Below are 25,807 nucleotides of genomic sequence, written 5' to 3'. Positions count from 1 at the left end.
CTCAATTTGATCGTGTCGACTTCAAGTGGAACTTGAAGGTTGAAAACACGCCGAATTCGGGTCGATCAGGCCGTTCCGAATCGCCGTCGCAACACGCCGGAGCGCACCGTATCAAGGTGCTCAGCGAGTTCAAGCGCCCCCTCGGTCGCCGCCGGCGAGGCCGGCTTGACTCCGCGGGTCGACACCGCGTGAGCGATCAGCTCGGCATCACGCTCGGCCGCAACGCGGAGCGGCCGGAGGTGTCGCGGCGTGATGCCCTGCTCGGCAAGCTTCAACAGCGACGTTACTTGCGCCACCGCGTCGTGCGGAAACACTTCTGCTGCCGGCAACAGGCCTGCCGCAATGGCTTCGCCGAGGAATCGCGCGCTCGCCCCCGTCAAGCGTCGGAGTTCCTCACTGCTCAGCACCCGCTTCGGGGTGAGGATGCTCGACGCGCTGCGCGAAGCGGCGCCGGGAATGATGGGATCTCTTCCCTGATCAATCTCGTCGAGCACCTCCGCAATGACCTTCAACGGCAAGTAGTGGTCGCGCTGCAGGGTCAAGATGAGACGCAGCCGCTCGATGTGCTCCTGTGAAAACTTGCGATACCCCGATGCCGTGCGTTCGGGTGTGATGAGCCGCTGCTCTTCGAGGAAGCGAAGCTTTGAAGGCGTGAGATCGCCGAAATCGTCTTGGAGACGCGCGAGCACCTGACCGATGCTCAGCAGGCCAGAGGAATACGGGTGGGCCTGCGCGGCCACCACCCTAGTTCTCCTCGGCGAGATCGAACCGCGAGGCGAAGAAGGTGAATCGGAACTTGCCGACCTGCACCTCTGAGCCGTCGGCGATCGAGACCGCACCCTCGATGCGCGTGCCATCGCTGAACGTCCCATTCAATGATCCGAGGTCGGCCACCGTGAACTCCGTGCCTGACCGACGGAACTCCGCGTGACGTCGAGACACCGTCACGTCATCGAGGAAGATGTCGACAGCCGGGTGTCGACCGGCGACGGTCACATCTTGATCGAGCAAGAACCGCGCACCCTGATCGGGACCGCGACGCACGACGAGCAGAGCAGCACCCGATGGCAGTGCCTCGACCGCCTCACGCTCATCGATCGTGAGGTCGGTGGCTCGGGTGCGAATGAGTGCTCCGAGATCTTCACGGAACTGCTGAGTCGATCGCACTTCTGTGCTGTCGTCGCGACGGGCATGATTTTCACTGGTCATGTCCTCACCCATTCCTACTCCCGGAGCCAATGCGAGCCGGTCGACTCGGTACTTCTACGCTATCGCAGCCCAGGCCAACGGCGCACCTCGGCATGAGGTTTTGTGCCGCATCGCGGCGTGGCGTCCAGCAGATTCACCGCGTTTCGTGTGATTCGAGGAACGCGTAGACTTCGTGCGCGTCCACTCCTGGAAACGTGCCGGTCGGCAACGCAGCCAGCAGACTCGTCGGTGTCGCTGCTTCCGGCCACGCCGCCGGCGCCCATTTCGTCGTCATCTCCGTCGAGGCGCTCCGACAACACCGATCATCAGGGCAGAACGACTGTGATCGGTGCGGCGTCTCGCGCCCGCGGAACCACTTGACGTCAGAGAACTGAACACCGACGCTGACCGAATAGAGCCCCTCTTTCGCGCGTTCGACTCGCGAGGTGCACCAATACGTGCCGCCCGACGCCATATCGGTGTACTGGTACCACGGGTTGAAGTGGTCTGGCTGCCCGAACACCGTGCGTGCAGTCCAATTGCGACAGACCATCGCACCCTCAACGTTGCCGAGTGCGTCTGAGGGGAACCGCACTCCGTCGTTCTCATACGCTTTGATCAGGGTGCCTGACTCATGCGCCTTCATAAAGTGCACATCGAGCCCCAGCCGCTCCGTGGCGAGATTCGTGAATCGATGCGCTGCCATCTCGTAAGAGACTGCAAAGGCGTCGCGCAGATCCTCCATCGAAATCTGCCGCTGCCGTTTTGCTTCGGCGAGCAGCGACACCGTCGCCGGCTCGGGAAGCAGCACGGCGCCGGCGAGATAGTTCGCCTCAATGCGCTGGCGCAGGAAGTCGCCGTAACTGGTCGGCTCTTCATGCCCGCGAACGACGCTCGCGAGCGCCCGCAGAATCGGCGCGCGAGCGTCACGCGACGGCGTTCCGCTGCCGAGATACACCCGACCGTTTCGACGGTCGATCACCGACCGAGTCGAGTGCGGCATATCGGCAACATAATGCAGACTGAAACCCAGCTTTTCCGCGATGTTTGAGACCAGCTGTTGCGAGACGGGACCTCCTGAGTATCCCACCCGTTCGAGCATCGCGGCCGCTTCCCGCTCGAGGTCGGCAAAGTAGTTCCCGGCCACGCGCATTTCCGCTCGAAGCTCGGTGTTCGCGCGTCGCGCCTCCTCAGGAGTTGCTGCACGTTCGCGGTGCAATCGCTCGACTTCGCGATGCAGACCCAGCAGGGCGCGCAGCGTCTCATCACTTGTCGTCTTCGACACCCGAATGGGCTGCAACCCAAGAGACTGGAACACGGCGCCGCGCTGTGCCCGTTCCACCGCGATCTCGAGCCCCGCGCGTTCCGAAGGAGCCTCATCGCGCAGCAGGTCGTCGACGCTCACTGCGAGCGCCGCTGCGAGGGAGCGAAGCATGGGCAATCGTGGCTCACGCCTGCCGTTCTCGATCGCCGACAGTTGCGATGGGGCGCGGTCGACGGCCTGGGCGAGTTGCTCGAGCGTCAAACCGCGTTGCGTACGGAGTGCACGAACGCGCCGGCCCAGTGTCAGAGCGTCGCTGCTCTCCTCGGCCGGGTCGAACTCGGCGGCGTGAGTGGGAGGTGTTGACTGCAGTGGCATGACGATATCATTTCAGAGCCCCGAACTTCCGACAAGCAGAACTTTCAGACTTCTTCGCAGCGCGAACGTCCGCGCAGAGCGCGGTGTGGGGCGATTCCGCGGAATTTATCGCGTGGCGCCGGAGTCGCCAACTCCCCGATCCGAGGGATCGACACGGTCAGGGAGTCGAGGCCCATACAGGTCGCTTCGTTCGATCGCGGGGCCCAGCTCATCAACGACGAGCGTGGCCGTATCGAGCTGCCCGGTGCGATACGCGGCGCGGCCCACCATGTGCGCAGCCACCGGAGCGGTGAGCGATTGGAAAACGAATACCGGGATGAGCGCGAGCAGCGTCGCGAAGGAACGTTGATCGAGCGCGATCGCGGCGATCACCAGCAGGAGACCGAAGATCTGAGGCTTGGTCGCGGCATGCAACCGACTCAACGCATCGGGGAACCGAAGGATCCCGATGCCTGCGGCAACCGACAATACTGCGGCCAGAAACACGCAGATCACCGCCGCCGTGTCGAGAATGATGTCAGACATGGCCCACCTCCGATGGTTGCGGCGGTGCCGGTTGCTCTGCACGACGTTTGACGAATCGTGCCACAACGATGGTCGCGAGCGTCGCCGTCGCGGCGATCACGGTCATGAGCGGAATCGTGTCGGTGTGCCCGCGAGCGACCATATCTGCCCCGACGGCGAGCATCAGCGTCGTGAGGAGCACATCGGATGCGACCATGCGATCGAGAATCGTTGGCCCCCGCACGATCCGAATGATGGCGGCAAGCGCGGTCACCGTGAGACCGGCGCCGGCAGCGATGAGCAGAGCAGCATTGACCACGGTCATTTGAGCGCCCTCATCTCTTCTTTGGAGCCGACCGCGCACACCAGCAGACGTTCGATGGTGCGCACGTCGCGCCGCATCTTGGTGAGCTCACGCTGCGTCGGCGTATTGAGCACGTGCAAATACAGGGTCGATTCGAATCGATCGATCTCGGCAACGAGCGAGCCAGGGATGAGCGAGTTCGTCAAGCCAACCATCGTCATGATGAAGTCGGAACGTGTGTTGAGCTTTACGGCAATGATCGACGTTTTGGGTGGTGGCCCGGGCCTCACCGCGAGCCACGCGACCTCCCATGAGGCGCGCCCCAGATGCCAGACGAAGTACGCCAGATACTGCACCGCGAACCACACGTTGAACCGACCGGCGAGTTCGACCGGTGGCAGGTAGAACAATCGCATGACGACGATGGCGACCAGGAGCCCGCTCACCACAGAGAGCAGCGATGCTTCGTGCCAGAGCATCATCCACAGCAGGACGAGTCCGATGACAAGTGGGAGTTCATGCAATCGCACTCCCCATTCCATCCGGCGGGCGGCACGTGGTGATCCGGCATCCGACTCACTCATGATCGCCCCCGTTCTGCAGCGTCGTCGTTCCGCTGCCGCCGCCGGGTCCACCGTTGCCCGCACCCGAACCGTCGCCGAGCACTTGGTCGACCACGGCCCCCGGGTGCGCGAGATCTTCCCCAGCGCGCGTCGCATACGCATACAGCGGGCCAGCGAAGATGGTGAGCGCGATGCTCACCACGACCATGCCCGTCGTCGCGGCGAACATGAGACGGGGAATCTCTTTCTGTTCGGCTTGCGGCTGCGCATCAGGCGCATCTTGCAGACGCTCGAAAAGCGCACGTTCGCGTTCGCGCAGCATGAGCGCTTCAGTGGTGGCGGGCTTCGCAGCCTTGGCCTCGACCCGCGATGGCGAACGCCAGAACGCGAGCACCCATGCGCGAGCCAACGCGTACAGTGTCAGCAAGGACACCAGTGCGCCGATCCCGATCAGCCAGTAGGCCTCAGGCGTTCCGAGGTCAGCGGCTACCGTGAACAGCCCGAGCTTGCCGATGAATCCCGAGAATGGTGGGATTCCCCCGAGATTGAGCATCGGGATGAAGAACAGCACCGCGATGAACGGCGCGCTGCGCATCAGTCCGCCCAGGCCCGAGATCGACGTGGTGCCGCCCTGCCGTTCGACGAGACCGACCGCGAGGAACAGTGTGGTCTGCACGATGATGTGGTGCGCGATGTAGTAGATCGTGGCGGCGAATCCCGCCGAATTGGCCATGCCGATGCCGAAAATCATGTAGCCGATATGGCTGATGAGCGTGAAGGAGAGCAAGCGCTTGATGTCGAGCTGCGAAACCGCGCCAAGGATGCCTACGAACAGTGTCAGGCCCGCGATGATCAGGAGCAATCGATCAACGCTTGAGCTCGGAAACAGTTGTGTCTGCGTTCGGATGATGGCGTAGACGCCGACCTTTGTCAGCAGTCCGGCAAAAACGGCCGTCACGGGTGCCGGCGCGGTCGGATACGAATCCGGGAGCCAGAACGCGAGCGGGAACACCGCGGCCTTGATACCGAACGCGATGAGCAGGGTGAGGTTGAGAAGCAGCTGCACTTCGCTCGGCAGCTCAGCGATGCGCACCGTGAGCTGCGCCATGTTCACGGTACCTGTCGCGCCGTAGATCAGACCGATCGCCGCCAGGAACAGCACTGACGAAACGAGTGAGACGATGACGTAGGTGACTCCGGCTCTGATCCGCTGGGCCGTTCCACCGAGCGTGATCAACACGTAGCTCGCGACCAGGAGAATCTCGAAACCGACGTACAGGTTGAAGAGGTCACCGGCAATGAATGCGTTGAAGACGCCCGCGCCGAGCACGAGGTAGGTGGGGTAATAAATCGAGACCGGCGTGTCGTCGTCACCGTCAGCGAGACCCTGACCGATCGAGAACAGAAAGACACCGAGCAGCACCACTGATGACACCGTCAGCATCAGCGCTGAAACACGATCAACGACGAGAGCAATGCCGAACGGCGCCGCCCAACCGCCGACTTCCATGACCAGGGTGCCGTGCGCGTCGACGAGATACATGAGTGCGCCGCTCAGCACCACGACGGAACTCAACGCGACCAGGGTGATCCCCTGCTGCAGCTTGCGGTGCCCGGGCACCGCGAGTGCGAGCGCAGCGCCGGCGAGCGGGATCAGCACTGCGAGCGGTACGAGTGGAATCATCGGGCGTCCTCCCCTGCGGAGGGAGCGGTGCTGCTCGTCGACGTCGCGACGGGATCAGCATCCGAAGCTTCGTCCGGGAAGTCCTCGGCGTCGTACTCCTGGGTTTCAGCCAGGTCTTCATCGGTGACCTCGGTCGCCGCGAGCGCTTCAGCAGTGGCAATCTCGAGATCGGCCTCATCGTCTTGCACGCGATCATCGTCCTCGTGCGCAAGTCGCCACGAACGATAAATCAGTGCGAGCAGGAAGGCGCTGACGCCGAACGTGATGACGATCGCCGTCAGAATGAACGCCTGCGGCAGCGGGTCGCTCATGTCTTCAGCGGCGGTCTCACCCGAAATCGGTGCGGCACCGAATGAGCCCGACATCAGAAAGATCAAAATGTTCGTCGCGTTGCCGACCAGAAGGAAACCCAGCAGCAATCGCGTCAGCGATCGGTCGAGCATGAGGTAGACACCGCAGGTGTAGAGCACCACCATCACTGCGACCAGAACGAGTGGCATGGTCATCGTGCGCTCACCTCCTCTTCCTCGAATGCTGCGATATCGGCTTCTTCATGTTCGTCGATCTCGGCTCCGAGGCTCCGCAGTACATCGAGAATCAGGCCGAAGACTACGAGGTAGACGCCCACATCGAACAGTGTGGACGTGACAAGCGGCAACGTCCCGAAGATACCGAGATCGACATCGACCCAGGCTGACGCCAGCGCGGATTGCCCGAAAAGCATGGGAAGGAAGGCCATCGACACTGCGATCGCTAGCCCAGTCCCCAAAATCCGCCCGGCATCGAGAGGTACCGTCGCGCCGAGTTCGTGCCGACCTCCGGCCAAGTAGCGGGCGACGAGCGCGAGACCGGCGACCAATCCCCCTGCGAATCCGCCACCGGGCGTATTGTGCCCCGTCAGCAACAGGTAGATCGACAAGATGATCAGCCCGTGGAAGATCAGCCGCACCACAACCTCGAGCAGGATCGAGCGTCGTGCGGGATCGAGGTGCCGCCCCGCCAGCACCCACGACATGCGTCGCGCCGGGTCTTGCGGATCCGCTACACGCATGAGGTGCTCCTGCGCAGCCGAACGCGCCGCGCGGCGGCTGATCTTCGGTCGGGTATCAACGCGGGTACTCACGAAAACGAGTGATGCGACGCCCGTCGCCGCGGCCAGGATCACCGAGAGCTCGCCCATGGTGTCCCACCCGCGAATATCGACCAGCATCACATTCACGACGTTGCTGCCGTGGCCGCCAGCGTAGGCGAGTTCGGGAAGCTGCAGTGAAATCGGCTCGGCAATTCGGGATCCCAGGGCAATCACCGCGAGGGCGCCGAAGACCAGACCCACGCCGAGACCAATTGCGCCCCGCGCCCAGCGCTTCGGCCGGGTTGCGCGGCTGCCGATCCGCTGCGGGAGTCGACGAATCACGAGCACGAACGCGATCAGCGTGACGGTTTCGACGAGGGCTTGCGTCAACGCGAGATCGGGGGCACCGTGCATGGCGAATATTGCGGCCATGCCGTACCCGGTGACTCCGACCAGCACCACTGATTGGAAGCGCGTACGCGCACGCAGCGAGAACAACGCGGCGATGATCATCACAATGGCAATCGGGATTTGCACCGGCGAGGTGGCAAACACCACCTCACTGGGCCACTCGCCCGTGAGGAGCAGGGTGCCGCCCAGTGACAAGACCAGCACGATGAGAATCACAGCCAAGTAGAACGGCAGCGAGCCGCGCTGCGTGATCGCGGTCACCCGAACAGCAAGCACATCGACGAAATGGGTAACGACCCAGTACGCGTGCGAGGCAAACCAACGCTCAGCGGGTGGTGGTGCGAATGTGCGTGTGCGGCTCAACCGCAGCGCGAGAAGCACGCCGAGCACCAGCACGACCACCGAGGCCAGCAGTGCGAGCGTCCATCCGTGCCACAGCGCGAGATGCTCGACTTCAATACCGCGCTCGTGCGCTTCGGGAACGAGCGGCTGCAGCACGCGATCGACACTGCTGGCAAGAATTCCGAGGAGAAGCGCGGCAGCTGAGAAGAGCGCCGGGGCAACGAGAATCGAGCGACCGGGATCATGGGCGACGCGACAGGATTCGACGCCTGTCTTGCGCCCGAAAGCGCCCCACAGGAATCGTCCCATGTAGGCGACGGTCAGCAGGCTACCGAGGACAGCGACGGCGAATGCGACCATCGCGATCGGCTCGTCGCGCCCCACTGCGAGCAACTCAGCGAACGCGGATTCCTTGGCAATGAACCCGAAGAATGGCGGAGCCCCCGCCATTGATGCTGCCGCGAGCAGAGTGATGACTGCGAGCACGGGCATCCGACGTCCCAACCCACTCAGCTTGCGCAGATCACGGGTGCCGGTTGCGTGATCGATAATGCCCACTGACAAGAACAATGGGGCTTTTGCAACGGCATGCGCGAAGAGCAAGGCAAACCCGGCGAAACTTGCGCGCGGATCACCTAAGCCGAACACCATCACGAGCAAGCCAAGTTGACTCACTGTACCGTGCGCCACAATCAGTTTGATATCAAACTGACGCAGAGCCCGAATACCGCCATTGAGCATCGTAATGGCGCCGAGAACCACGAGGGTCTCGCGGAATCCCGGCACGTCGGTGAAGGCGGGCGTGATGCGTGCGATCAAGTAGATGCCGGCTTTGACCATCGCGGCTGCGTGCAGATAGGCACTCACCGGCGTCGGTGCCGCCATGGCACCGGGCAGCCAGAAATGGAAGGGGAAGATCGCCGACTTTGACAGTGCTCCCGCAAGTACCAGGAACACGGCGGTGGTGCCCACCGCACCTTCGGGTGGAGTGGAAACAATCTCTGAAAGCAAAGAACTGTCGGCCTGGTGGGCAAGGAGCACCAATCCGACGAGCATCGCGAGCCCACCGAACGTCGTCACCATCAACGCTTGCAGAGCGGCAGCCGTCGAAGTCCGCAGCCGCGTGAGGTGCCCAATGAGCAGGAACGAGAAGATTGTCGTGCCTTCCCAGAACACGAAGAGCAGATAGACATCGTCTGCGAGCACCAGCCCGAGCATTGACGTCGCGAACCCCATAAAGACAGCGGCAAAGCGCTCGAGTCCGGGCTCACGGGGCTTAAAGTAGCGGGTGCAGTAGAGCAGCACCAGCGCGCCCGCGCCAGTCACGAGCAGTGCGAACAACAGCGCGACCGGATCAAGCCTGAATGTCAGCGAGAGGTCGATCTGCGGCACCCACACGAATGACTCGACAATCGTATTGCCGGCGTACACGCCTGGAGCGAGCGACAGAAGAACGACGAAGATCGCCGCCATCACGAGGGCGAATACGCCAAACACCCGACGCCCCAAGAGTCGGGCTACGGGGTGGGCGACAATCGAAACCAGAGCAAGGATGAGCAAGACACTCATCATCGCTCCCATAGGCGGCCCACTTCCGGTTCGGTCGTCGTTTGGATCTCATACACAGCCTACCGGAACCCAGCCTTCAAAACTTCGCAGTGCGCCCCTGGCGAACTCCCTGATCGCAACGGGGAAGCTCCGTGTACGACGAGCCGAACCAGGCGACACTGCTCTCGGCCGCAAACCGGTCCCAGAAATAGCGAAAGGGTCGCACGGTGTGAACCGTCATGGTTCACACCGTGCGACCCTTTCTGTAAAAGGTGTCCGGCGGTGTCCTACTCTCCCACAAGGTCCCCCTTGCAGTACCATCGGCGCTGTCAGTCTTAGCTTCCGGGTTCGGAATGTGACCGGGCGTTTCCCTGACGCTATGGCCGCCGTAACTCTATTCACATATGACCACACCCCAACCATCTCGGGGGTGTGTGGCCGTACGTCTAGAACCACAAAGTGGACGCTTACATCGTTACTGAAGATACTCATGCCCCAACCACTCAAGGTTGGGAAGAAATCAAGTCATCGGCTTATTAGTACCAGTCAGCTCCACAAGTTACCCTGCTTCCACATCTGGCCTATCAACCCAGTCATCTACTGGGAGCCTCACCACCACAAGGGTGACGGAGATCTCATCTCGAGGCCGGCTTCCCGCTTAGATGCTTTCAGCGGTTATCCATCCCGAACGTAGCCAACCAGCCATGCCCTTGGCAGAACAACTGGCACACCAGAGGTCCGTCCAACCCGGTCCTCTCGTACTAGGGTCAGATCCTCTCAAATCTCCAACGCGCGCAGAGGATAGGGACCGAACTGTCTCACGACGTTCTAAACCCAGCTCGCGTACCGCTTTAATGGGCGAACAGCCCAACCCTTGGGACCAACTCCAGCCCCAGGATGCGACGAGCCGACATCGAGGTGCCAAACCATGCCGTCGATATGGACTCTTGGGCAAGATCAGCCTGTTATCCCCGAGGTACCTTTTATCCGTTGAGCGACAGCGCTTCCACAAGCCACTGCCGGATCACTAGTCCCGACTTTCGTCCCTGCTCGACCTGTCAGTCTCACAGTCAAGCTCCCTTGTGCACTTACACTCGCCACCTGATTGCCAACCAGGTTGAGGGAACCTTTGGGCGCCTCCGTTACTTTTTGGGAGGCAACCGCCCCAGTTAAACTACCCACCAGGCACTGTCCCAGAACCCGATCAGGGTCCGTAGTTAGATGTCCAATATGACCAGAGTGGTATTTCAACAACGACTCCACCCAAACTAGCGTCTGAGCTTCACAGTCTCCCACCTATCCTACACAAGCCACACCGAACACCAATACCAAGCTGTAGTAAAGGTCACGGGGTCTTTCCGTCCTTCTGCGCGTAACGAGCATCTTTACTCGTACTGCAATTTCGCCGAGTTCACGGTGGAGACAGCTGGGAAGTCGTTACGCCATTCGTGCAGGTCGGAACTTACCCGACAAGGAATTTCGCTACCTTAGGATGGTTATAGTTACCACCGCCGTTTACTGGGGCTTAAATTCAAAGCTTCGACCAAGGTCTAACCTCTCCTCTTAACCTTCCAGCACCGGGCAGGCGTCAGTCCGTATACATCCACTTGCGTGTTGGCACGGACCTGTGTTTTTAGTAAACAGTCGCTTCCCACTGGTCTCTGCGGCCACCACACCCTTTCCGGAGTAAATCCGTATAAGTGGGTGGCCCCCCTTCTCCCGAAGTTACGGGGGCATTTTGCCGAGTTCCTTCACCATGATTATCTCGATCTCCTGAGTATTCTCTACCTGACCACCTGAGTCGGTTTGGGGTACGGGCAACAGCAAACCTCACGTCGATGCTTTTCTTGGCAGCATAGGATCACCTGCTTCCCCAAACGGGTCCGCATCATGTCTCACCCAAAGCCGAAAACTGTTCATAATCGACGGGCTACACATTTACACCGGGACAACCATCGCCCGGCACAGGCTACCTTCCTGCGTCACACCTCACGCTCACCACCCCAGTTCGGGTTCGCAACCGCCACCCCACATCACCCGAAGGATCCATGAAGTATTGGATAGCTGAGCACTACTGGTTAGGTCTTTGACGGTTTACCGCCGGTACGGGAATATCAACCCGTTGTCCATCGACTACGCCTGTCGGCCTCGCCTTAGGTCCCGACTTACCCAGGGCAGATTAGCTTGACCCTGGAACCCTTGGTCTTCCGGAGGACGGGTTTCTCACCCGTCTTTCGCTACTCATGCCTGCATTCTCACTCGTGTGGCATCCACGACTGGTTCACACCGCCGCTTCACTCGCCACACGACGCTCTCCTACCCATCCATACGGCTGGACCACGAAGGCCTACCTGTTATATGAATGCCACAACTTCGGTGGCGTGCTTGAGCCCCGTTACATTGTCGGCGCGGAATCACTTGACCAGTGAGCTATTACGCACTCTTTCAAGGGTGGCTGCTTCTAAGCCAACCTCCTGGTTGTCACAGCAACTCCACATCCTTTTCCACTTAGCACGCGCTTTGGGACCTTAGTTGGTGATCTGGGTTGTTTCCCTCTCGACAATGAAGCTTATCCCCCACTGTCTCACTGCTGCGCTCTCACTTACCGGCATTCGGAGTTTAGCTGACGTCAGTAACCTTGTAGGGCCCATCGGCCATCCAGTAGCTCTACCTCCGGCAAGAAACACGCAACGCTGCACCTAAATGCATTTCGGAGAGAACCAGCTATCACGAAGTTTGATTGGCCTTTCACCCCTATCCACAGCTCATCCCCTCAGTTTTCAACCTAAGTGGGTTCGGTCCTCCACGACGTCTTACCGTCGCTTCAACCTGGCCATGGATAGATCACTTCGCTTCGGGTCTAGGACATGCGACTGAACCGCCCTATTCAGACTCGCTTTCGCTACGGCTACCCCACACGGGTTAACCTCGCCACATATCGCTAACTCGCAGGCTCATTCTTCAAAAGGCACGCTGTCACACCTACAAGGGTGCTCCAACGGATTGTAAGCAAACGGTTTCAGGTACTATTTCACTCCCCTCCCGGGGTACTTTTCACCTTTCCCTCACGGTACTAGTCCGCTATCGGTCATCTGGAAGTATTTAGGCTTATCAGGTGGTCCTGACAGATTCACACGGGATTTCTCGGGCCCCGTGCTACTTGGGATACACACCACGCGGTAAAACCATTTCGGATACGGGACTCTCACCCACTCCGGCCGCCCATTCCAAGGCGTTCTCCTATAGCTTCACTCTCACGTCCGAAGCTCAGCAGCGCTCCGAGGCATGTCCCACAACCCCGACCATGCAACCCCTGCCAGGTATCACACATGATCGGTTTAGCCTGATCCGGTTTCGCTCGCCACTACTCCCGGAATCACTATTGTTTTCTCTTCCTGTGGGTACTGAGATGTTTCACTTCCCCACGTTCCCTCTACCCGCCCTATATATTCAGGCGGGAGTCACCAGGTACGCACGCGCCCTGGCGGGGTTTCCCCATTCGGAAATCCTCGGATCACAGCCCGTTTATCGGCTCCTCGAGGCTTATCGCAGATTACTACGTCCTTCTTCGGCTCCAGATGCCAAGGCATCCACCGTTTGCTCTTTGAGACTTGAAATCACATAAGTATTCAGAACCACACACCCACCACCAAAACCCGAAAGCTTCGACAGTCAAAGTGTGTGACCAATGAAATTATTAGTATCAGCAGCACCAAACCACCCCGAACCACACCCAAAGGCATGTCCCTGATGTTTTGACGCTGCAAGATGCTCGCGTCCACTGTGTAGTTCTCAACGTACGGTCGATCCCACCCCTGAAGACAACACGTTCTCCAACAGTGGGTCAAGGATCCAGTCCACCACACCCCAAGGTGCGGCCGGCTGGTCTCCCAGGACCCAATAGTATGCACTCTTTACGCAAACCAGACCACTCACCCACGCGTTCCAATCACCCCGCCAAAACGGAAGTGACGTACTAGCACAGGCGAGCCATCAAAGCTTGCTTTGTCGTATGTTCCACCCATGAGCTGTGTGCGTCACGCGTTTGGTGACGATCACACATTCTCTGCACCAACCAATGGTTGGTGAGTGCTCCTTAGAAAGGAGGTGATCCAGCCGCACCTTCCGGTACGGCTACCTTGTTACGACTTAGTCCTAATCACCAGTCCCACCTTCGACGGCTCCCTCCACAAGGGTTAGGCCACCGGCTTCGGGTGTTACCGACTTTCATGACTTGACGGGCGGTGTGTACAAGGCCCGGGAACGTATTCACCGCAGCGTTGCTGATCTGCGATTACTAGCGACTCCGACTTCATGGGGTCGAGTTGCAGACCCCAATCCGAACTGAGACCGACTTTTTGGGATTCGCTCCACCTCGCGGTATCGCAGCCCTTTGTATCGGCCATTGTAGCATGCGTGAAGCCCAAGACATAAGGGGCATGATGATTTGACGTCATCCCCACCTTCCTCCGTGTTGACCACGGCAGTATCCCATGAGTTCCCACCATAACGTGCTGGCAACATAGGACGAGGGTTGCGCTCGTTGCCGGACTTAACCGAACATCTCACGACACGAGCTGACGACAACCATGCACCACCTGTTTACGAGTGTCCAAAGAGTTGACGATCTCTCGCCCGTTCTCGTATATGTCAAGCCTTGGTAAGGTTCTTCGCGTTGCATCGAATTAATCCGCATGCTCCGCCGCTTGTGCGGGCCCCCGTCAATTCCTTTGAGTTTTAGCCTTGCGGCCGTACTCCCCAGGCGGGGAACTTAATGCGTTAGCTACGACACAGAACCCGTGGAACAGGCCCTACATCTAGTTCCCAACGTTTACGGCATGGACTACCAGGGTATCTAATCCTGTTCGCTCCCCATGCTTTCGCTCCTCAGCGTCAGTTACGGCCCAGAGATCTGCCTTCGCCATCGGTGTTCCTCCTGATATCTGCGCATTCCACCGCTACACCAGGAATTCCAATCTCCCCTACCGCACTCTAGCTTGCCCGTACCCACTGCAGGCTGGAGGTTGAGCCTCCAGTTTTCACAGCAGACGCGACAAGCCGCCTACGAGCTCTTTACGCCCAATAATTCCGGACAACGCTTGCACCCTACGTATTACCGCGGCTGCTGGCACGTAGTTAGCCGGTGCTTTTTCTGCAGGTACCGTCACTTGCGCTTCTTCCCTACTAAAAGAGGTTTACAACCCGAAGGCCGTCATCCCTCACGCGGCGTTGCTGCATCAGGCTTGCGCCCATTGTGCAATATTCCCCACTGCTGCCTCCCGTAGGAGTCTGGGCCGTGTCTCAGTCCCAGTGTGGCCGGTCACCCTCTCAGGCCGGCTACCCGTCGTCGCCATGGTGAGCCATTACCTCACCATCTAGCTGATAGGCCGCGAGTCCATCCCGAACCAAAATTCTTTCCACCTACACACCATGCGGTGATAGGACATATCCAGTATTAGACGCCGTTTCCAGCGCTTATCCCAGAGTTCGGGGCAGGTTACTCACGTGTTACTCACCCGTTCGCCACTCATCCACCCCCAGCAAGCTGGGAGCTTCAGCGTTCGACTTGCATGTGTTAAGCACGCCGCCAGCGTTCGTCCTGAGCCAGGATCAAACTCTCCGTAAAAAACGATTGTCACAAGCTCCCGGGGAAAAACCGGAAACCGCAACGAGTTCAATCAGGCAACAGAACCATCAATACTGACGATTCTTGTTATCCAAAAAAGGAATCTCCCACACCCACACGAATGTGAATGTCGGGGATTGTTAAATAATTGGCATATGACAATTAAAAGTGCACACTATTGAGTTCTCAAAGACCAGACACCACCCGTCACCCCCAACCAAGGAGGCTCCGAACAGCAACCTGTCTAACTTACCACATGAACTGTGGTGAGAAGCGCATGAAGAAGAACCGGACCGTTTCAGTCCGGCTTCGTCGCGCTGACAAGGGAATAGATTACGTGGATCCCACACCCCCAGCAACACGAGCCCACATCCCGGGCGTGTTGCCGCAGGAAACCGCCAATTCATGTTCCCGACAACCCCCAGACACCCACACCCACACACGGCGACCAGCAACCCAAAACACCCCAAAACCCGGCGTACACACCCGAAAACACCGAATCCCGGGCGCGCCACACACCCGAAACGACACCCACCGATGCGCACCCTCCCTTTTCCCCACTCGCATGACTTTCACGAGTGCTTAGATGGACGGGTGAATGACCCCTCCACCGCTTCGGCACTCCCCTCCCCCGCAGACTTCAGCTTCACGGTCGAGCACCGACTCGAATCCGGGGGCGCTACCGGAAGCGACGGCTCGCCCCTGGGACGTGCCGGCACGATCCGCACCCCGCACGGCGACATCCAAACTCCCGCCTTCATCCCGGTGGGCACGAAGGCGACGGTCAAGTCGCTGCTTCCTGCAACGGTGACCGAGCTTGGTGGCCAAGCCGTGCTCGCCAACGCGTACCACCTGTTCTTGCAGCCGGGCAGCGACCTCATCGATGAGGCCGGTGGCCTCGGCAAGTTCATGAACTGGGATGGGCCGACGTTCACCGACTCAGGCGGATTCCAAGTGATGTCACTCGGCGTCGGGTTCAAGAAGGTGATCTCGATGAGTGAAACGATGCACTCCGATGCCGAGGTCATCGCCAAGAACAAAGAACGCCTGGCGCACGTCGATGAAGACGGCGTCACGTTCAAGTCATTCTTGAACGGCGACAAGCATCGCTTCACCCCCGAGGTCTCGATGCGCATTCAGCACGAGCTCGGCGCCGACATCATCTTCGCGTTCGACGAGTGCACGACCCTGCTCAACACGCGCGCCTATCAAGAGGATTCCGTCGCGCGCACCGAGCGCTGGGCCGTCCGCTGCCTGGACGAGCACGCACGTCAGACCTCATCTCGCACGCACCGCCCGTACCAGGCGCTCTTCGGCGTCGTGCAGGGCGCGCAATACGAGGACCTGCGTCGTCAAGCGGCGTCCGGACTCGCTCACCTGACTGGAGCCGACGCGACGGAACAGCAATTCGACGGTTTCGGTATCGGCGGCGCGCTCGAAAAGAGCGAGCTCGGCACGATCGTCGGCTGGGTCTCCGATGAACTCCCTGAGTCCAAGCCACGACACCTGCTCGGTATCTCGGAACCGGATGATTTGTTCGCCGGGATCGCTGCCGGCGCAGATACCTTCGACTGCGTCGCCCCGTCGCGCCAGGCGCGAGGCGGCACGATGTACTCGTCGCGCGGGCGCATCAACGCGAAGTCGTCGGGTCAACGCCGCAGCTTCGAACCGCTCGACGCGGAATGCGATTGCTACACCTGCGAGCACTACACCGCCGCGTACTTGCACCATCTGTTCAAGGCGAAAGAGATGCTCGGGTCGACGCTGGCGACGATTCACAATGAACGGTTCATCGTGCGTCTGGTCGAGCGCATTCGCGCGAGCATCATCGACGGAACCTTTGCTGAGCTGCGTGATGAAGTGCTCGGACAGCAGTACGGGGTGGAGTTTGCTCGGCAAGCGGCCGCCCGGTACGCATCGCAACGCTAAGTGATGCCGGGAGTTCGCCCGACATCGGCCGAGTGCGGCAGCTGTCGGGCGAGCGCCAGCGTGTGAAGTGCGCTATTCGTCGACGCGACCGACGCCGAGCGCGCCGCGAATCATGTCGAGATTCAGCTTGGCCGCGACTCGGGCGCCACCGCCAGCGGCGATGATCAACTGCTGCGGACCGGGCGGCACGATGTCGCCGACGCCGTAGATGCCTCGGATCGACGACTCACCGCGATCGTCGACCTCGAGAAGCCCCCACCCGTCTCGAGCGATATCGAGATCGCCGAGGAACTCAACCGGGGCATGCCACCGCGGCCGCACAAACCCCCCGACGCGCGGAATCACGGTGCCGTCGGCGAGTCTCACTCCGGTCATCTCCGCGCGTTCGCCGAGGATATCGTCGATCGGACGTCGCTCGACACGAATACCGATGCGACCGAGCTGCTCCTCTTGCTCAGAGCGCACGGTATCGGCGCCATTCGTGAACACGATGAGATCAGAGCTGAAGCGGCTGATCAACAACGCTCGCGCGAAGACGTCGGTCGTCTCTCCGATAAGTGCCAACGGCTTGTCGGTCTTCTCGAACCCGTCGCATTCGACGCAGCTGTGGAGCGCCGTGCCGTAATACGCGCGAATCATCGGAAGCGCTGGCAGCTCTTCTGTGAGCCCGGCAGCGATGAGTACCCGACGCGCCGTGTACTCGACGTCGGCGGCGCCGCGGATTCCGGCAGCGCGTACCGTGAACCCGATTCCGTCGGGGAACCCTGCGGCACGCGCGTCGGCCTCGTCGAGCGGAACGACCTCTCGTGCGATCGCCTGTGCATACTGTGCGGTCGGGTACGCCGTGAATTCTTCCCGGCCGAGCCGTCGGAGTTCGAGCGGTGACACACCGTCGCGAGTCAGAAAACCGTGCGATTGCAGCGTCGCCGAATGACGCGGGCGGTTGCTGTCAATAATTGCGATGCGTCGATTCGCACGCACGAGTTGCAGCCCGGCGGACAGCCCCGCCGGGCCTCCCCCGATGATTGCGACACCGATCGGTGCTTCAGTCGTCGTCATACTCCCGCTCCGCGTGTTCGGAATCAGCTCGCGAGCTGGGTTTCCAGACGGCGCAAGCGTGCCAGCGACTCATCTCGGCCGAGCAGTTCGAACGACTCAAACAGCGGCGGCGAAACGCGACGCCCGGAGGCCGCGACACGCAGTGGACCAAACGCGAGGCGGGACTTGATGCCGAGCCCATCGATGAGGGCCGACTGCAAGGCCTCTTGGATGCGTTTCGTCGACCATTCGTTTTCTGCAATGGGGTCGAGCGCCCCGATGCTGGCGGCGAGCACCTGGGGCGCATCGTCTTTAAGCGAGGCGAGCGCGTCGTCTTCGTAGGAGAGATGCTCGGTCGTCGTGAACAGGAATCCCAGCATCCCCACGACGTCGGAGAGCACCGTCACACGGCTCTGCACCAGCGGCACGGCGCGCCGGATAGTCTCTCGCTGCGCCTCGGTGGGTTCGATCTGCAGTGCGCCCCCAGCGATGAGGTAGGGCAGAATTCGCTGGCCGAAGTCCTCCTCGGAGAGCAGGCGGATCTGGTCGGCATTGATCGAATCGGCCTTCTTCTGATCGAAGCGAGCCGGATTCGGGTTGACGTTGGCGACGTCGAACGCCGCCACCATCTCATCACTGGAGAAGACGTCGCGATCCGGAGCCAGCGACCAGCCCAGCAGAGACAAGTAGTTGAGCAGCCCCTCAGGAATGAAACCGCGGGATCGGTGATGCAGCAGGTTCGACTCGGGGTCACGCTTCGAGAGCTTCTTGTTGCCCTCGCCCAACACGTAGGGTAAGTGGCCGAACTGCGGGATCGCCTGGGCGATGCCGAGCTCTACCAGCGCGCGGTGCAGCGCGATCTGGCGGGGCGTGGACGAGAGCAGGTCTTCGCCGCGGAGCACGTGCGTGATGCCCATGAGCGCGTCGTCAACCGGATTCACCAGCGTGTACAGCGGAGCACCATTGGGACGCACCACGACGAAGTCAATAGTGGAACCCGCGGGGAAGGTAATGTCGCCGCGCACGAGATCCGTGAACGAGAGATCGGTGTCTGGCACGCGGAACCGCAAGGCGGGCTCGCGACCCTCGGCACGGAACGCTGCACGCTGCTCGTCGGTGAGGTCGCGATCGAAGTTGTCGTACCCGAGCTGCTTCGGGCGACCCGCGGCGATGTTCCGCGCGTCGATCTCCTCAGCAGTGGAGTAGCTTTCGTAGAGATAACCGCCCTCGCGGAGCTGGGCGATCACCCCCTGGTAGATGTCACCACGCTGCGACTGACGGTACGGGCCGTTCGGACCACCGATGTCGATGCCCTCGTCCCAGTCGAGCCCCAGCCACCGCAGTGAATCGATGATCTGGCCGTAGCTCTCTTCGCTGTCGCGCGCGGCATCCGTGTCTTCGATGCGGAAGACGAAGGTGCCGCCGCTGTGCCGGGCGTACGCCCAGTTGAAGAGTGCGGTGCGCACCATGCCGACGTGCGGCGTACCGGTCGGCGACGGGCAAAAGCGAACACGGACATCGGCTCCGGTCGCAGTGGAAAACTGGGGGCTCTCGGTGTGTGACATCATCGTCATTCTAGCGTCGTGCGGCCTCCCGTAGGCGAACGGTACACACGACGCCCGCAACGATGAGCACCGCAGCGACGCTCGAGAGCATAGGGAATCTTCCGGTCGCGAAGAGCACCCCCGACACTGCACCGAAGAGCGCGCCCGCCGCGTTCATCGCGGTATCAGCCTGCCCTTGGCGCGCCGGTCGATCGGCTGCGGGGGTGAGTGCGGTGACGAGCGCCGCACCCGCGACCGTCACCAGGCTCCACCCGACACCGAGCAGCACCAGTGAGATCTGCACGGCGGGCACCGACTCGCCCCCGAGTGCGGTGCCGATTGCTGCGAGGGCGAGCAACGCGAATCCCGCGAGCACCACGGGCACCGCACCCCACCGCCCAGCGGCCAGGCCGACCAGGGGCGACAGCGCATACATGCCGGCGATGTGCAGACTGATCGTGATGCCGACGAGCTCGATGCTGCCGCCGTGGTGCGTCAGGTGCAGCGGCGTCATCGCCATGATGCCCACCATTACCGCGTGCCCGATTGCCACGGCGGCGATGGCGAGGACCTGAGCAGTGCGTGCTTCGGGCAGCACGGGTGAGACTGTGGGTGACGGTGCCGTGCGCACGCCACCGAGTTCCGTGTCACGGTCGGCGTCGACTGCCGCGCGGCGACGCGCTTCGATCAGTGGGTCGGGTCGCAGACCTCCCCAGACGACGAGACCCGCTGCGAGCTGCGAGACGATCGTGAAGAGGAAGATGCCCGAGAACGGATGCAGACCCAGCGCACGCCCGAGAGATTCACCCGGGCCGATCAGATTCGGTCCGATCACCGCACCGACGGTGATCGACCAGACGACGAGCGACAGGTCGCGTGCGCGCTGCGCCGGGCTCGCCAGGTCGGTCGCGGCGAACCGCGCTTGCAGTTGCACTGCCGCTGCGATGCCGAGCACCGCGAGGCCGACGAACAGCAGTTCGCCGAGTTCCGCGCCGGCCGCGATGATGACGAGCGCCGCACCCACGACGGCGCCCAGGTTTCCCGAAGCGAGCGCCACACGGCGACCGCGACGCGCCGCGAGGCGAGCGAGCGGAATGCCCGCGAGGGCCGCCCCGACGGCATTCATCGTGGACCCGAACCCCGAGAGCGCCGGGTTGCCCGTGACGTCGGTGATCAGCAGTGCCCCTGCCGAGAGCGATGCGCCCACGCCGAGGCCGCCGAGTACCGTGCCGGTTGCGAGTACCGCGACCGTGCGGCGTTGCACCCGCTGCGGCGCGATCGCCTCAGACAGGCTGGCCAACCGCTTCGAGGTGCCAGGCCGACCCGTCGACCGCGGCGAGCAGGCGCTTGGCGAGCCGCACCTGCGGGCTCTCATTGGCGGTCGACATCGACACCAGCCCGATCGTGCGGTATCGCGGCGGGTCGAGCGGCAGAGCTCGAGCGTCATCGGGGAGGATGCGCGCTGCCGCCAGAGCCAGGCCCGGAACCAACGCGACCGCACCACCGGCCGCGGCCATCGCGAGCATCGCGGGCACGTTGTCGGTTTCCTGGATGATGTCGGGCTCGAACCCGGCGTCTGCGGCCGCAGCGAGCAGGTGGCCACGGCACTTCTCGCATCCGGCGATCCAGTGCTCTGCAGAGAAGTCGCCCAACCGTGCGGTCGATTCGCCGGCTGCTCGCTCGTCTGAGGCGACCAGGTGCACCTCTTCGCGCCACAGCGGCAGGAAAGCGCTGCCCGCCGGAAGTTCAGCCGCACCCTCGTAGTCGAAGATGAGGGCGCAGTCCACTTCTCCGTCGCGCAGCATCGCGGTGGCCGCCGGGGGTTCGGCCTCCCGGTACTGCAGCGCGACGTCAGGCGCTTCGATCGCGAGTTGGCGCATGAGGGTGGGTACGACGGTGGCACTCGCGCTCGGAAATCCGACGAGACGGAGGGTTCCGGCACGTTCGCCGCGCAGATCGTCGATCGCCGCCAGTGCCGCATCGATCTCGGTGACGACGGTTCGCCCGTGATCCGCGAGGATGCGGCCCGCAGTTGTCAGGCGGATTCCGCGGCCGTTGCGCTCGATGAGCGGCACGGCCAATCGGGTCTCCACGCGCTTGATGCGCTGGCTCACTGCGGGCTGGCTCAGACCGAGGCTCTGCGCCGCGGCCGTGAGCGAGCCCGTGGTGGCGAGTGCGTGGAGAATGCGAAGCTCGGTCGAGTCGATCGACCCGAGCGGATCGGCAGTGCGCGTCGTGCTCATGAGAGCAGTCTACACGAGACATAACGCAAAGCGAAGCAAAACATAAGAATGATTCCATTTCATTATGCCTAGCGCTCTTCTAGCCTGGCGTGATGATCTCCCACCCCGCGATCGCCGATGTACAGGCGCAGTTCCCCCGAGTCCCCGGATACCTGTCGGCCTGCACCGCCGGCCTCCCCGCGCACGCCACGACCGACGCGGTGCGCGCATTCGTCGATGCGTGGGCATCGGGGCGCATGCGCGCCGACACGATCAGCGCGCAGGTCGAGCAGTGCCGTGCGCTGTACGGGCGGCTTGCCGGGGTACTCGCGCACCGGGTCGCCGTGGGCACCCAAGCATCGCAGTTCGCATCGGTCGTCGCGACGGCCGTGCCCGACGGCGGGGAAGTGCTCTGCGTCGCCGGTGACTTCGCCTCGCTCACCCACCCGTTCGAACAACTCGCCCGGCGCGGCGTGCGTGTGCGCTATGCCTCACTCTCCGAGCTCGCCGCGTCGGTGCGCCCGACGACCGACCTCGTGGCGTGGTCGCACGTGCAATCCGCGTGCGGATCCATCGCAGACTCTCCGTCAATCGCCCGCGCCGCAGCATCGGTCGGCGCGCGCACGTGCGTCGACCTCACTCAGGCGCTCGGGTGGCTGCCCGTCGACGCGAGCGATTTCGATTTCACCATCTGCCACGCATACAAGTGGCTGAATGCTCCACGCGGCTCCGCGTTCCTCACCGTGCGCGAGAGTCTCGACGATGACCTGGTGCCGCTCGCCGCGGGCTGGTGCTCGGCAGATGATCCCTGGTCGTCGTGCTACGCCGGACACACACCGCTCGCCGCGGGCGCCGGACGATTCGACCTCTCCCCCGCGTGGCCGGTCATCGGCGGCACGGTGGCGGCGCTCGAGACGATGGGCAGTATCGACCCGGCAACGGCCCACGCGCACGCGGTCGGTCTGGCGTCGCATGCGCGTGAACGGCTCGGGATCGCCGGAGCCGCGCACGACCCGAGTGTTGCGGGCACCTCAGCGATCGTCACCTGGGCCGACCCCGACGGGCTTGACCTCGCGGCGATGACGCGCGCCAACATCGTGGCCTCCGGCCGCGCCGGGAACGCCCGCGTCGCCTTCCATCTCTGGAACACGACCGACGACATTGACTTGCTCGTCGCAGCGCTCGGGCGCTGACCCTGGCGCTTAGCCGGCGGCGGCGAAGGCCTCGGCTTCGGCCTTGTCCTGCTCCGTAGCAACCAGCTGGCCGCAGGCTCCGTCGATTTCTTTGCCGCGGGTATCGCGCAGCGTCGTCGGGATGCCGGCAGCATTCAACCGGTCGACGAACTCGCGCGTGACCTCACGAGTCGACGACGTCCAGATGGAGCCCGGCGTCGGGTTCAGCGGGATCGGGTTCACGTGCACCCAGCCTCGTCCGCGCGCATTGAGCTTCTCGGCGAGGAGGTCGGCGCGCCACGCGTGGTCGTTCATGTCTTTGATGAGCGCGTACTCGATCGAGACGCGTCGACCCGTCGTCTCGTAGTAGTGGTACGCCGCGTCGAGCACCTCTTCGACCTTCCATCGGCTGTTCACCGGGATCAGGTCGTCGCGCAGCTGGTCGTCGGGGGCGTGGAGCGACAGCGCGAACGTGATCGGGATGTTCTCGTCCGCGAGCTTGCGGATGGCGGGGGCCAGACCGACCGTCGACACCGTGATACCGCGAGCCGACATGCCGAGGCCCTCGGGCGATGGCGCGATCATGCGGTGCACGGCGTTCATCACACGCTTGTAATTGGCGAGCGGCTCGCCCATGCCCATGAAGACGATGTTGTTGACGCGCTCCGGCTCGGCACCGTTGCCCTCGCGGCGCTTGCGACCGAGGCCGCCCTCGGCGATGACGCGGTTGGCCTGCACGATCTGGTCGAGAATCTCGGCCGTCGACATGTTGCGCGTGAGGCCGGCCTGGCCGGTCGCGCAGAACGGGCAGTTCATGCCGCAGCCGCACTGGCTGGAGACGCACAGGGTGATGCGGCCCGGGTAGCGCATGAGTACGGACTCGACGAGCGCGCCGTCAAACAGGCGCCACAGGAACTTGATGGTGTCGCCGTCGTCGGTGACGAGGCGCTTCACCTCGGTGAGCAGCGGCGGGAAGAATGCCTCGGCGAGCTCCTCGCGGCGGTCCTTCGGCAAATCCGTCATCTGCTCGGGGTCGGTGGTGCGGTGCTCGAAGTAGTGCTTCGAGATCTGCTTGGCACGGAACTTGGGCACGCCCATCTCGACGACTTTCGCCTCGCGCTCTTCGAGCGTCAGGTCGGCGAGGTGCGTGGCAGGCTGCTTCACGCGGGGTGAGGCGAACTGCAGCGTCGGGCGGCCGTCGGGGCCGGCGATCTGCTTCCAACCCTCGGCCTTCGGGCGCACCTGCGGGCGCGACGCCGCACCGGCCGCGGCGGGCCGGGTCTTGATCAGCGGCGTGCTCTCGGGGGCGCGATCATGGTTGAGCTTGTTGGGATCCACACCGTCTATTGTCGCAGGTCGCGGCGCGAGCCGATCACAGCAGCCGTGAACGGATCAAGAAGCGACGACCTTCCGGCGCTTCGAGGGAGAACCCGCTGCCGCGCCCCGGCACCGCGTCGACGGTGAGGTGGGTGTGCGCCCAGACGCCGAACTGCTCGCGCGACATCCAGAAGCCGATTTCCCGAGGCTCGGGTGCGGGATCACCTTCCGCAGCGACTTCCGCAGCCGCAGCAGGCAGTTCGAGCGTGCCGAGAAGCACGTCTTGATCGCCCGTACGAAACTCGCCGCGCTGATAGCACATCGGTGAGCTGCCGTCGCAGCAGCCGCCGGACTGGTGGAACATGAGCGGCCCGTGCATCGCCCACAACTGTTCGATCAGGTGCAGCGCGGCCGGGGTGAAGGCGAGCCAGCTCTCCGACTCTCCCGCGACCTCGGGTCGCGCTGCGACGGTGCCGGGTATCTCCGCCGTACCCGCGGGGGCGGGAGACGCCGGCGATCCGGACACGCTGCACGCGTTACCGATCTCCGTCGGCGACGAAACTGTGTCTGGAGCACTCATGAGCGCGTTCCTCTCCGCGGCCGCACTGCCGCTGCTGATCCCCAGCCTACGCCGGGGGTGGGGATGGGCCCCGCGGCAGTGCGCCTCGGGGCCCATCCGGTCTCACGCCGCCGCGAGGCGGAGCACGACGCGACCATCGATCTTGCCTGCGCGCATCTCGTCGAGCACGTCATTGACGTCCTCGAGCGGGCGCTCCGCGACGGTCGGGTGGATCAGGCCGCGCGCATAGAAATCGAGCGCCTCGATCATGTCTTGCCGTGTGCCCACGATCGAGCCGCGGATGGTGAGGCCCTTGAGCACGATGTCGAAGATCGGCGCGGGGAAGTCTCCCGGCGGCAGACCGTTGAAGACAATGGTGCCGCCACGGCGAGTCATGCCGATCGCCTGCCCAAAGGCGGAGGGGTGAACGGCCGTGACGAGCACCCCGTGCGTGCCGCCGGTGAGTCGCTGGATCTCGGCCACCGGATCGGTCTCGCGAGCGTTCACGACGACCTCGGCTCCGTGGCGCTGCGCGAGCGCAAGCTTCTCGTCGGAAATGTCGACCGCGGCGACGCGCATGCCCATCGCCACGGCATATTGCACGGCGATGTGCCCGAGCCCACCGATTCCCGAGATGACGACCCACTGCCCGGGCCGCACCCCCGTCACCTTCAGCCCTTTGTAGACCGTCACCCCGGCGCAGAGCACCGGTGCGACCTCGACGGGGTCGGAACCGGCCGGCACCACCGCAGCGTAGGCGGCGTCGACGAGCATGTACTCGGCAAACGAACCGTCGACGGAGTAGCCGCCGTTTTGCTGCTGCTCGCAGAGCGTCTCCCACCCGGTGCGGCAGAATTCGCAGTGCCCGCAGGCGGACCAGAGCCACGCGTTGCCCACGAGGTCGCCGACCGCGACGTTCGTCACGCCCTCACCGATCGCTTCGACAATGCCGACGCCCTCGTGTCCGGGGACGAACGGGGGGCTCGGCTGCACGGGCCAGTCCCCCTCGACGGCGTGCAGGTCGGTGTGGCAGACCCCTGTGGTCAGCACGCGCACGAGCGCCTGGCCCGGTCCGGGTGTCGGGATCTTGAGCGCCTCGACGTCGAGGCGGGCGCCGAAGGCGGGCACGGATGCCCCGCGCATGG

Annotated in this window: 18 protein-coding genes and 3 rRNA genes; 2 read left to right on the top strand and 19 right to left on the bottom strand. The window is 62.8% G+C overall.

The annotated features are described in order from the left end of the window. Nucleotides 1-65: 65 nt before the first annotated feature. From ftsR to ACZF5Y_RS06720, 12 genes are all read right to left on the bottom strand, one after another. The gene (gene ftsR, locus ACZF5Y_RS06775; RefSeq protein WP_497535048.1) at nt 66-743 is read right to left on the bottom strand and encodes a transcriptional regulator FtsR; all 678 of its coding nucleotides are present in this window, start codon (nt 741-743) and stop codon (nt 66-68) included. A 1-nt stretch (nt 744) separates the two neighbouring features. Next, the gene (locus tag ACZF5Y_RS06770) at nt 745-1,209 is read right to left on the bottom strand and encodes an FHA domain-containing protein (RefSeq protein ID WP_053385755.1); all 465 of its coding nucleotides are present in this window, start codon (nt 1,207-1,209) and stop codon (nt 745-747) included. Between the two features lie 133 nt (nt 1,210-1,342). Further along, the gene (locus ACZF5Y_RS06765) at nt 1,343-2,827 is read right to left on the bottom strand and encodes a helix-turn-helix domain-containing protein (protein ID WP_497535046.1); all 1,485 of its coding nucleotides are present in this window, start codon (nt 2,825-2,827) and stop codon (nt 1,343-1,345) included. A gap of 105 nt (nt 2,828-2,932) precedes the next feature. Continuing rightward, complete coding sequence (gene mnhG / locus ACZF5Y_RS06760) at nt 2,933-3,352, bottom strand: monovalent cation/H(+) antiporter subunit G (RefSeq protein ID WP_497535044.1); 420 nt, start codon at nt 3,350-3,352, stop codon at nt 2,933-2,935. After that, nucleotides 3,345-3,656, bottom strand: a complete 312-nt coding sequence (locus tag ACZF5Y_RS06755) for an MrpF/PhaF family protein (protein ID WP_053352887.1) — start codon at nt 3,654-3,656, stop codon at nt 3,345-3,347. The genes mnhG and ACZF5Y_RS06755 overlap by 8 nt, the downstream gene beginning before the upstream one ends. Beyond that, on the bottom strand, nt 3,653-4,219 hold the full coding sequence (locus ACZF5Y_RS06750; protein ID WP_497535043.1) for a Na+/H+ antiporter subunit E: 567 nt from the start codon (nt 4,217-4,219) through the stop codon (nt 3,653-3,655). Before ACZF5Y_RS06750 ends, ACZF5Y_RS06755 begins: the two co-directional genes overlap by 4 nt. Continuing rightward, on the bottom strand, nt 4,212-5,882 hold the full coding sequence (locus ACZF5Y_RS06745; RefSeq protein ID WP_497535042.1) for a Na+/H+ antiporter subunit D: 1,671 nt from the start codon (nt 5,880-5,882) through the stop codon (nt 4,212-4,214). Before ACZF5Y_RS06745 ends, ACZF5Y_RS06750 begins: the two co-directional genes overlap by 8 nt. Next, nucleotides 5,879-6,388, bottom strand: a complete 510-nt coding sequence (locus tag ACZF5Y_RS06740; RefSeq protein ID WP_497535041.1) for a Na(+)/H(+) antiporter subunit C — start codon at nt 6,386-6,388, stop codon at nt 5,879-5,881. The genes ACZF5Y_RS06745 and ACZF5Y_RS06740 overlap by 4 nt, the downstream gene beginning before the upstream one ends. Continuing rightward, a complete protein-coding gene (locus ACZF5Y_RS06735) occupies nt 6,385-9,279 on the bottom strand; it encodes a Na+/H+ antiporter subunit A (RefSeq protein WP_497535040.1) in 2,895 nt (964 codons plus the stop codon). Before ACZF5Y_RS06735 ends, ACZF5Y_RS06740 begins: the two co-directional genes overlap by 4 nt. Nucleotides 9,280-9,529: 250 nt before the next feature. Then, nucleotides 9,530-9,646, bottom strand: a 5S ribosomal RNA gene (gene rrf / locus ACZF5Y_RS06730). 125 nt (nt 9,647-9,771) lie between these two features. After that, a 23S ribosomal RNA gene (locus ACZF5Y_RS06725) occupies nt 9,772-12,872 on the bottom strand. 483 nt (nt 12,873-13,355) lie between these two features. After that, nucleotides 13,356-14,881 (bottom strand): 16S ribosomal RNA (locus tag ACZF5Y_RS06720). Together the 16S, 23S and 5S rRNA genes form the textbook arrangement of a ribosomal RNA operon. A gap of 594 nt (nt 14,882-15,475) precedes the next feature. Between ACZF5Y_RS06720 and tgt the strand changes: the two genes are divergently transcribed. Further along, the gene (tgt, locus tag ACZF5Y_RS06715) at nt 15,476-16,810 is read left to right on the top strand and encodes a tRNA guanosine(34) transglycosylase Tgt (RefSeq protein ID WP_497535039.1); all 1,335 of its coding nucleotides are present in this window, start codon (nt 15,476-15,478) and stop codon (nt 16,808-16,810) included. 72 nt (nt 16,811-16,882) lie between these two features. Here tgt and ACZF5Y_RS06710 read toward each other — a convergent pair whose 3' ends face one another. From ACZF5Y_RS06710 to ACZF5Y_RS06695, 4 genes are read right to left on the bottom strand one after another with little or no spacing between them, the layout of a single operon-like run. Beyond that, on the bottom strand, nt 16,883-17,869 hold the full coding sequence (locus tag ACZF5Y_RS06710; protein WP_497535038.1) for an NAD(P)/FAD-dependent oxidoreductase: 987 nt from the start codon (nt 17,867-17,869) through the stop codon (nt 16,883-16,885). 23 nt (nt 17,870-17,892) lie between these two features. Next, nucleotides 17,893-19,413, bottom strand: coding sequence for a glutamate--tRNA ligase (gltX, locus tag ACZF5Y_RS06705; RefSeq protein WP_497535037.1), 1,521 nt, complete (start codon nt 19,411-19,413; stop codon nt 17,893-17,895). 10 nt (nt 19,414-19,423) lie between these two features. After that, nucleotides 19,424-20,692 (bottom strand): MFS transporter, encoded by a 1,269-nt coding sequence (locus ACZF5Y_RS06700; RefSeq protein WP_497535036.1) that lies wholly within the window; start codon nt 20,690-20,692, stop codon nt 19,424-19,426. Continuing rightward, nucleotides 20,676-21,635 (bottom strand): LysR family transcriptional regulator, encoded by a 960-nt coding sequence (locus ACZF5Y_RS06695; protein ID WP_497535035.1) that lies wholly within the window; start codon nt 21,633-21,635, stop codon nt 20,676-20,678. Before ACZF5Y_RS06695 ends, ACZF5Y_RS06700 begins: the two co-directional genes overlap by 17 nt. A gap of 92 nt (nt 21,636-21,727) precedes the next feature. On the opposite strand from ACZF5Y_RS06695, the gene ACZF5Y_RS06690 reads away from it, so the two are divergent. Beyond that, entirely contained in the window at nt 21,728-22,807 is a 1,080-nt protein-coding gene (locus ACZF5Y_RS06690; RefSeq protein WP_497535034.1) for an aminotransferase class V-fold PLP-dependent enzyme, read from the top strand. 9 nt (nt 22,808-22,816) lie between these two features. On the opposite strand, the gene rlmN is transcribed toward ACZF5Y_RS06690, so the two are convergent. From rlmN to adhP, 3 genes are all read right to left on the bottom strand, one after another. After that, nucleotides 22,817-24,124 (bottom strand): dual-specificity RNA methyltransferase RlmN, encoded by a 1,308-nt coding sequence (gene rlmN / locus ACZF5Y_RS06685; protein ID WP_053386320.1) that lies wholly within the window; start codon nt 24,122-24,124, stop codon nt 22,817-22,819. A 34-nt stretch (nt 24,125-24,158) separates the two neighbouring features. Beyond that, nucleotides 24,159-24,683, bottom strand: a complete 525-nt coding sequence (locus tag ACZF5Y_RS06680) for a DUF779 domain-containing protein (RefSeq protein ID WP_497535033.1) — start codon at nt 24,681-24,683, stop codon at nt 24,159-24,161. Between the two features lie 102 nt (nt 24,684-24,785). Continuing rightward, complete coding sequence (gene adhP, locus ACZF5Y_RS06675) at nt 24,786-25,805, bottom strand: alcohol dehydrogenase AdhP (protein ID WP_497535307.1); 1,020 nt, start codon at nt 25,803-25,805, stop codon at nt 24,786-24,788. Nucleotides 25,806-25,807 lie beyond the last annotated feature (2 nt).

Source organism: Leucobacter sp. WKLB1, assembly GCF_059696215.1.
This window is presented reverse-complemented; position numbering and strand designations above follow the sequence as displayed.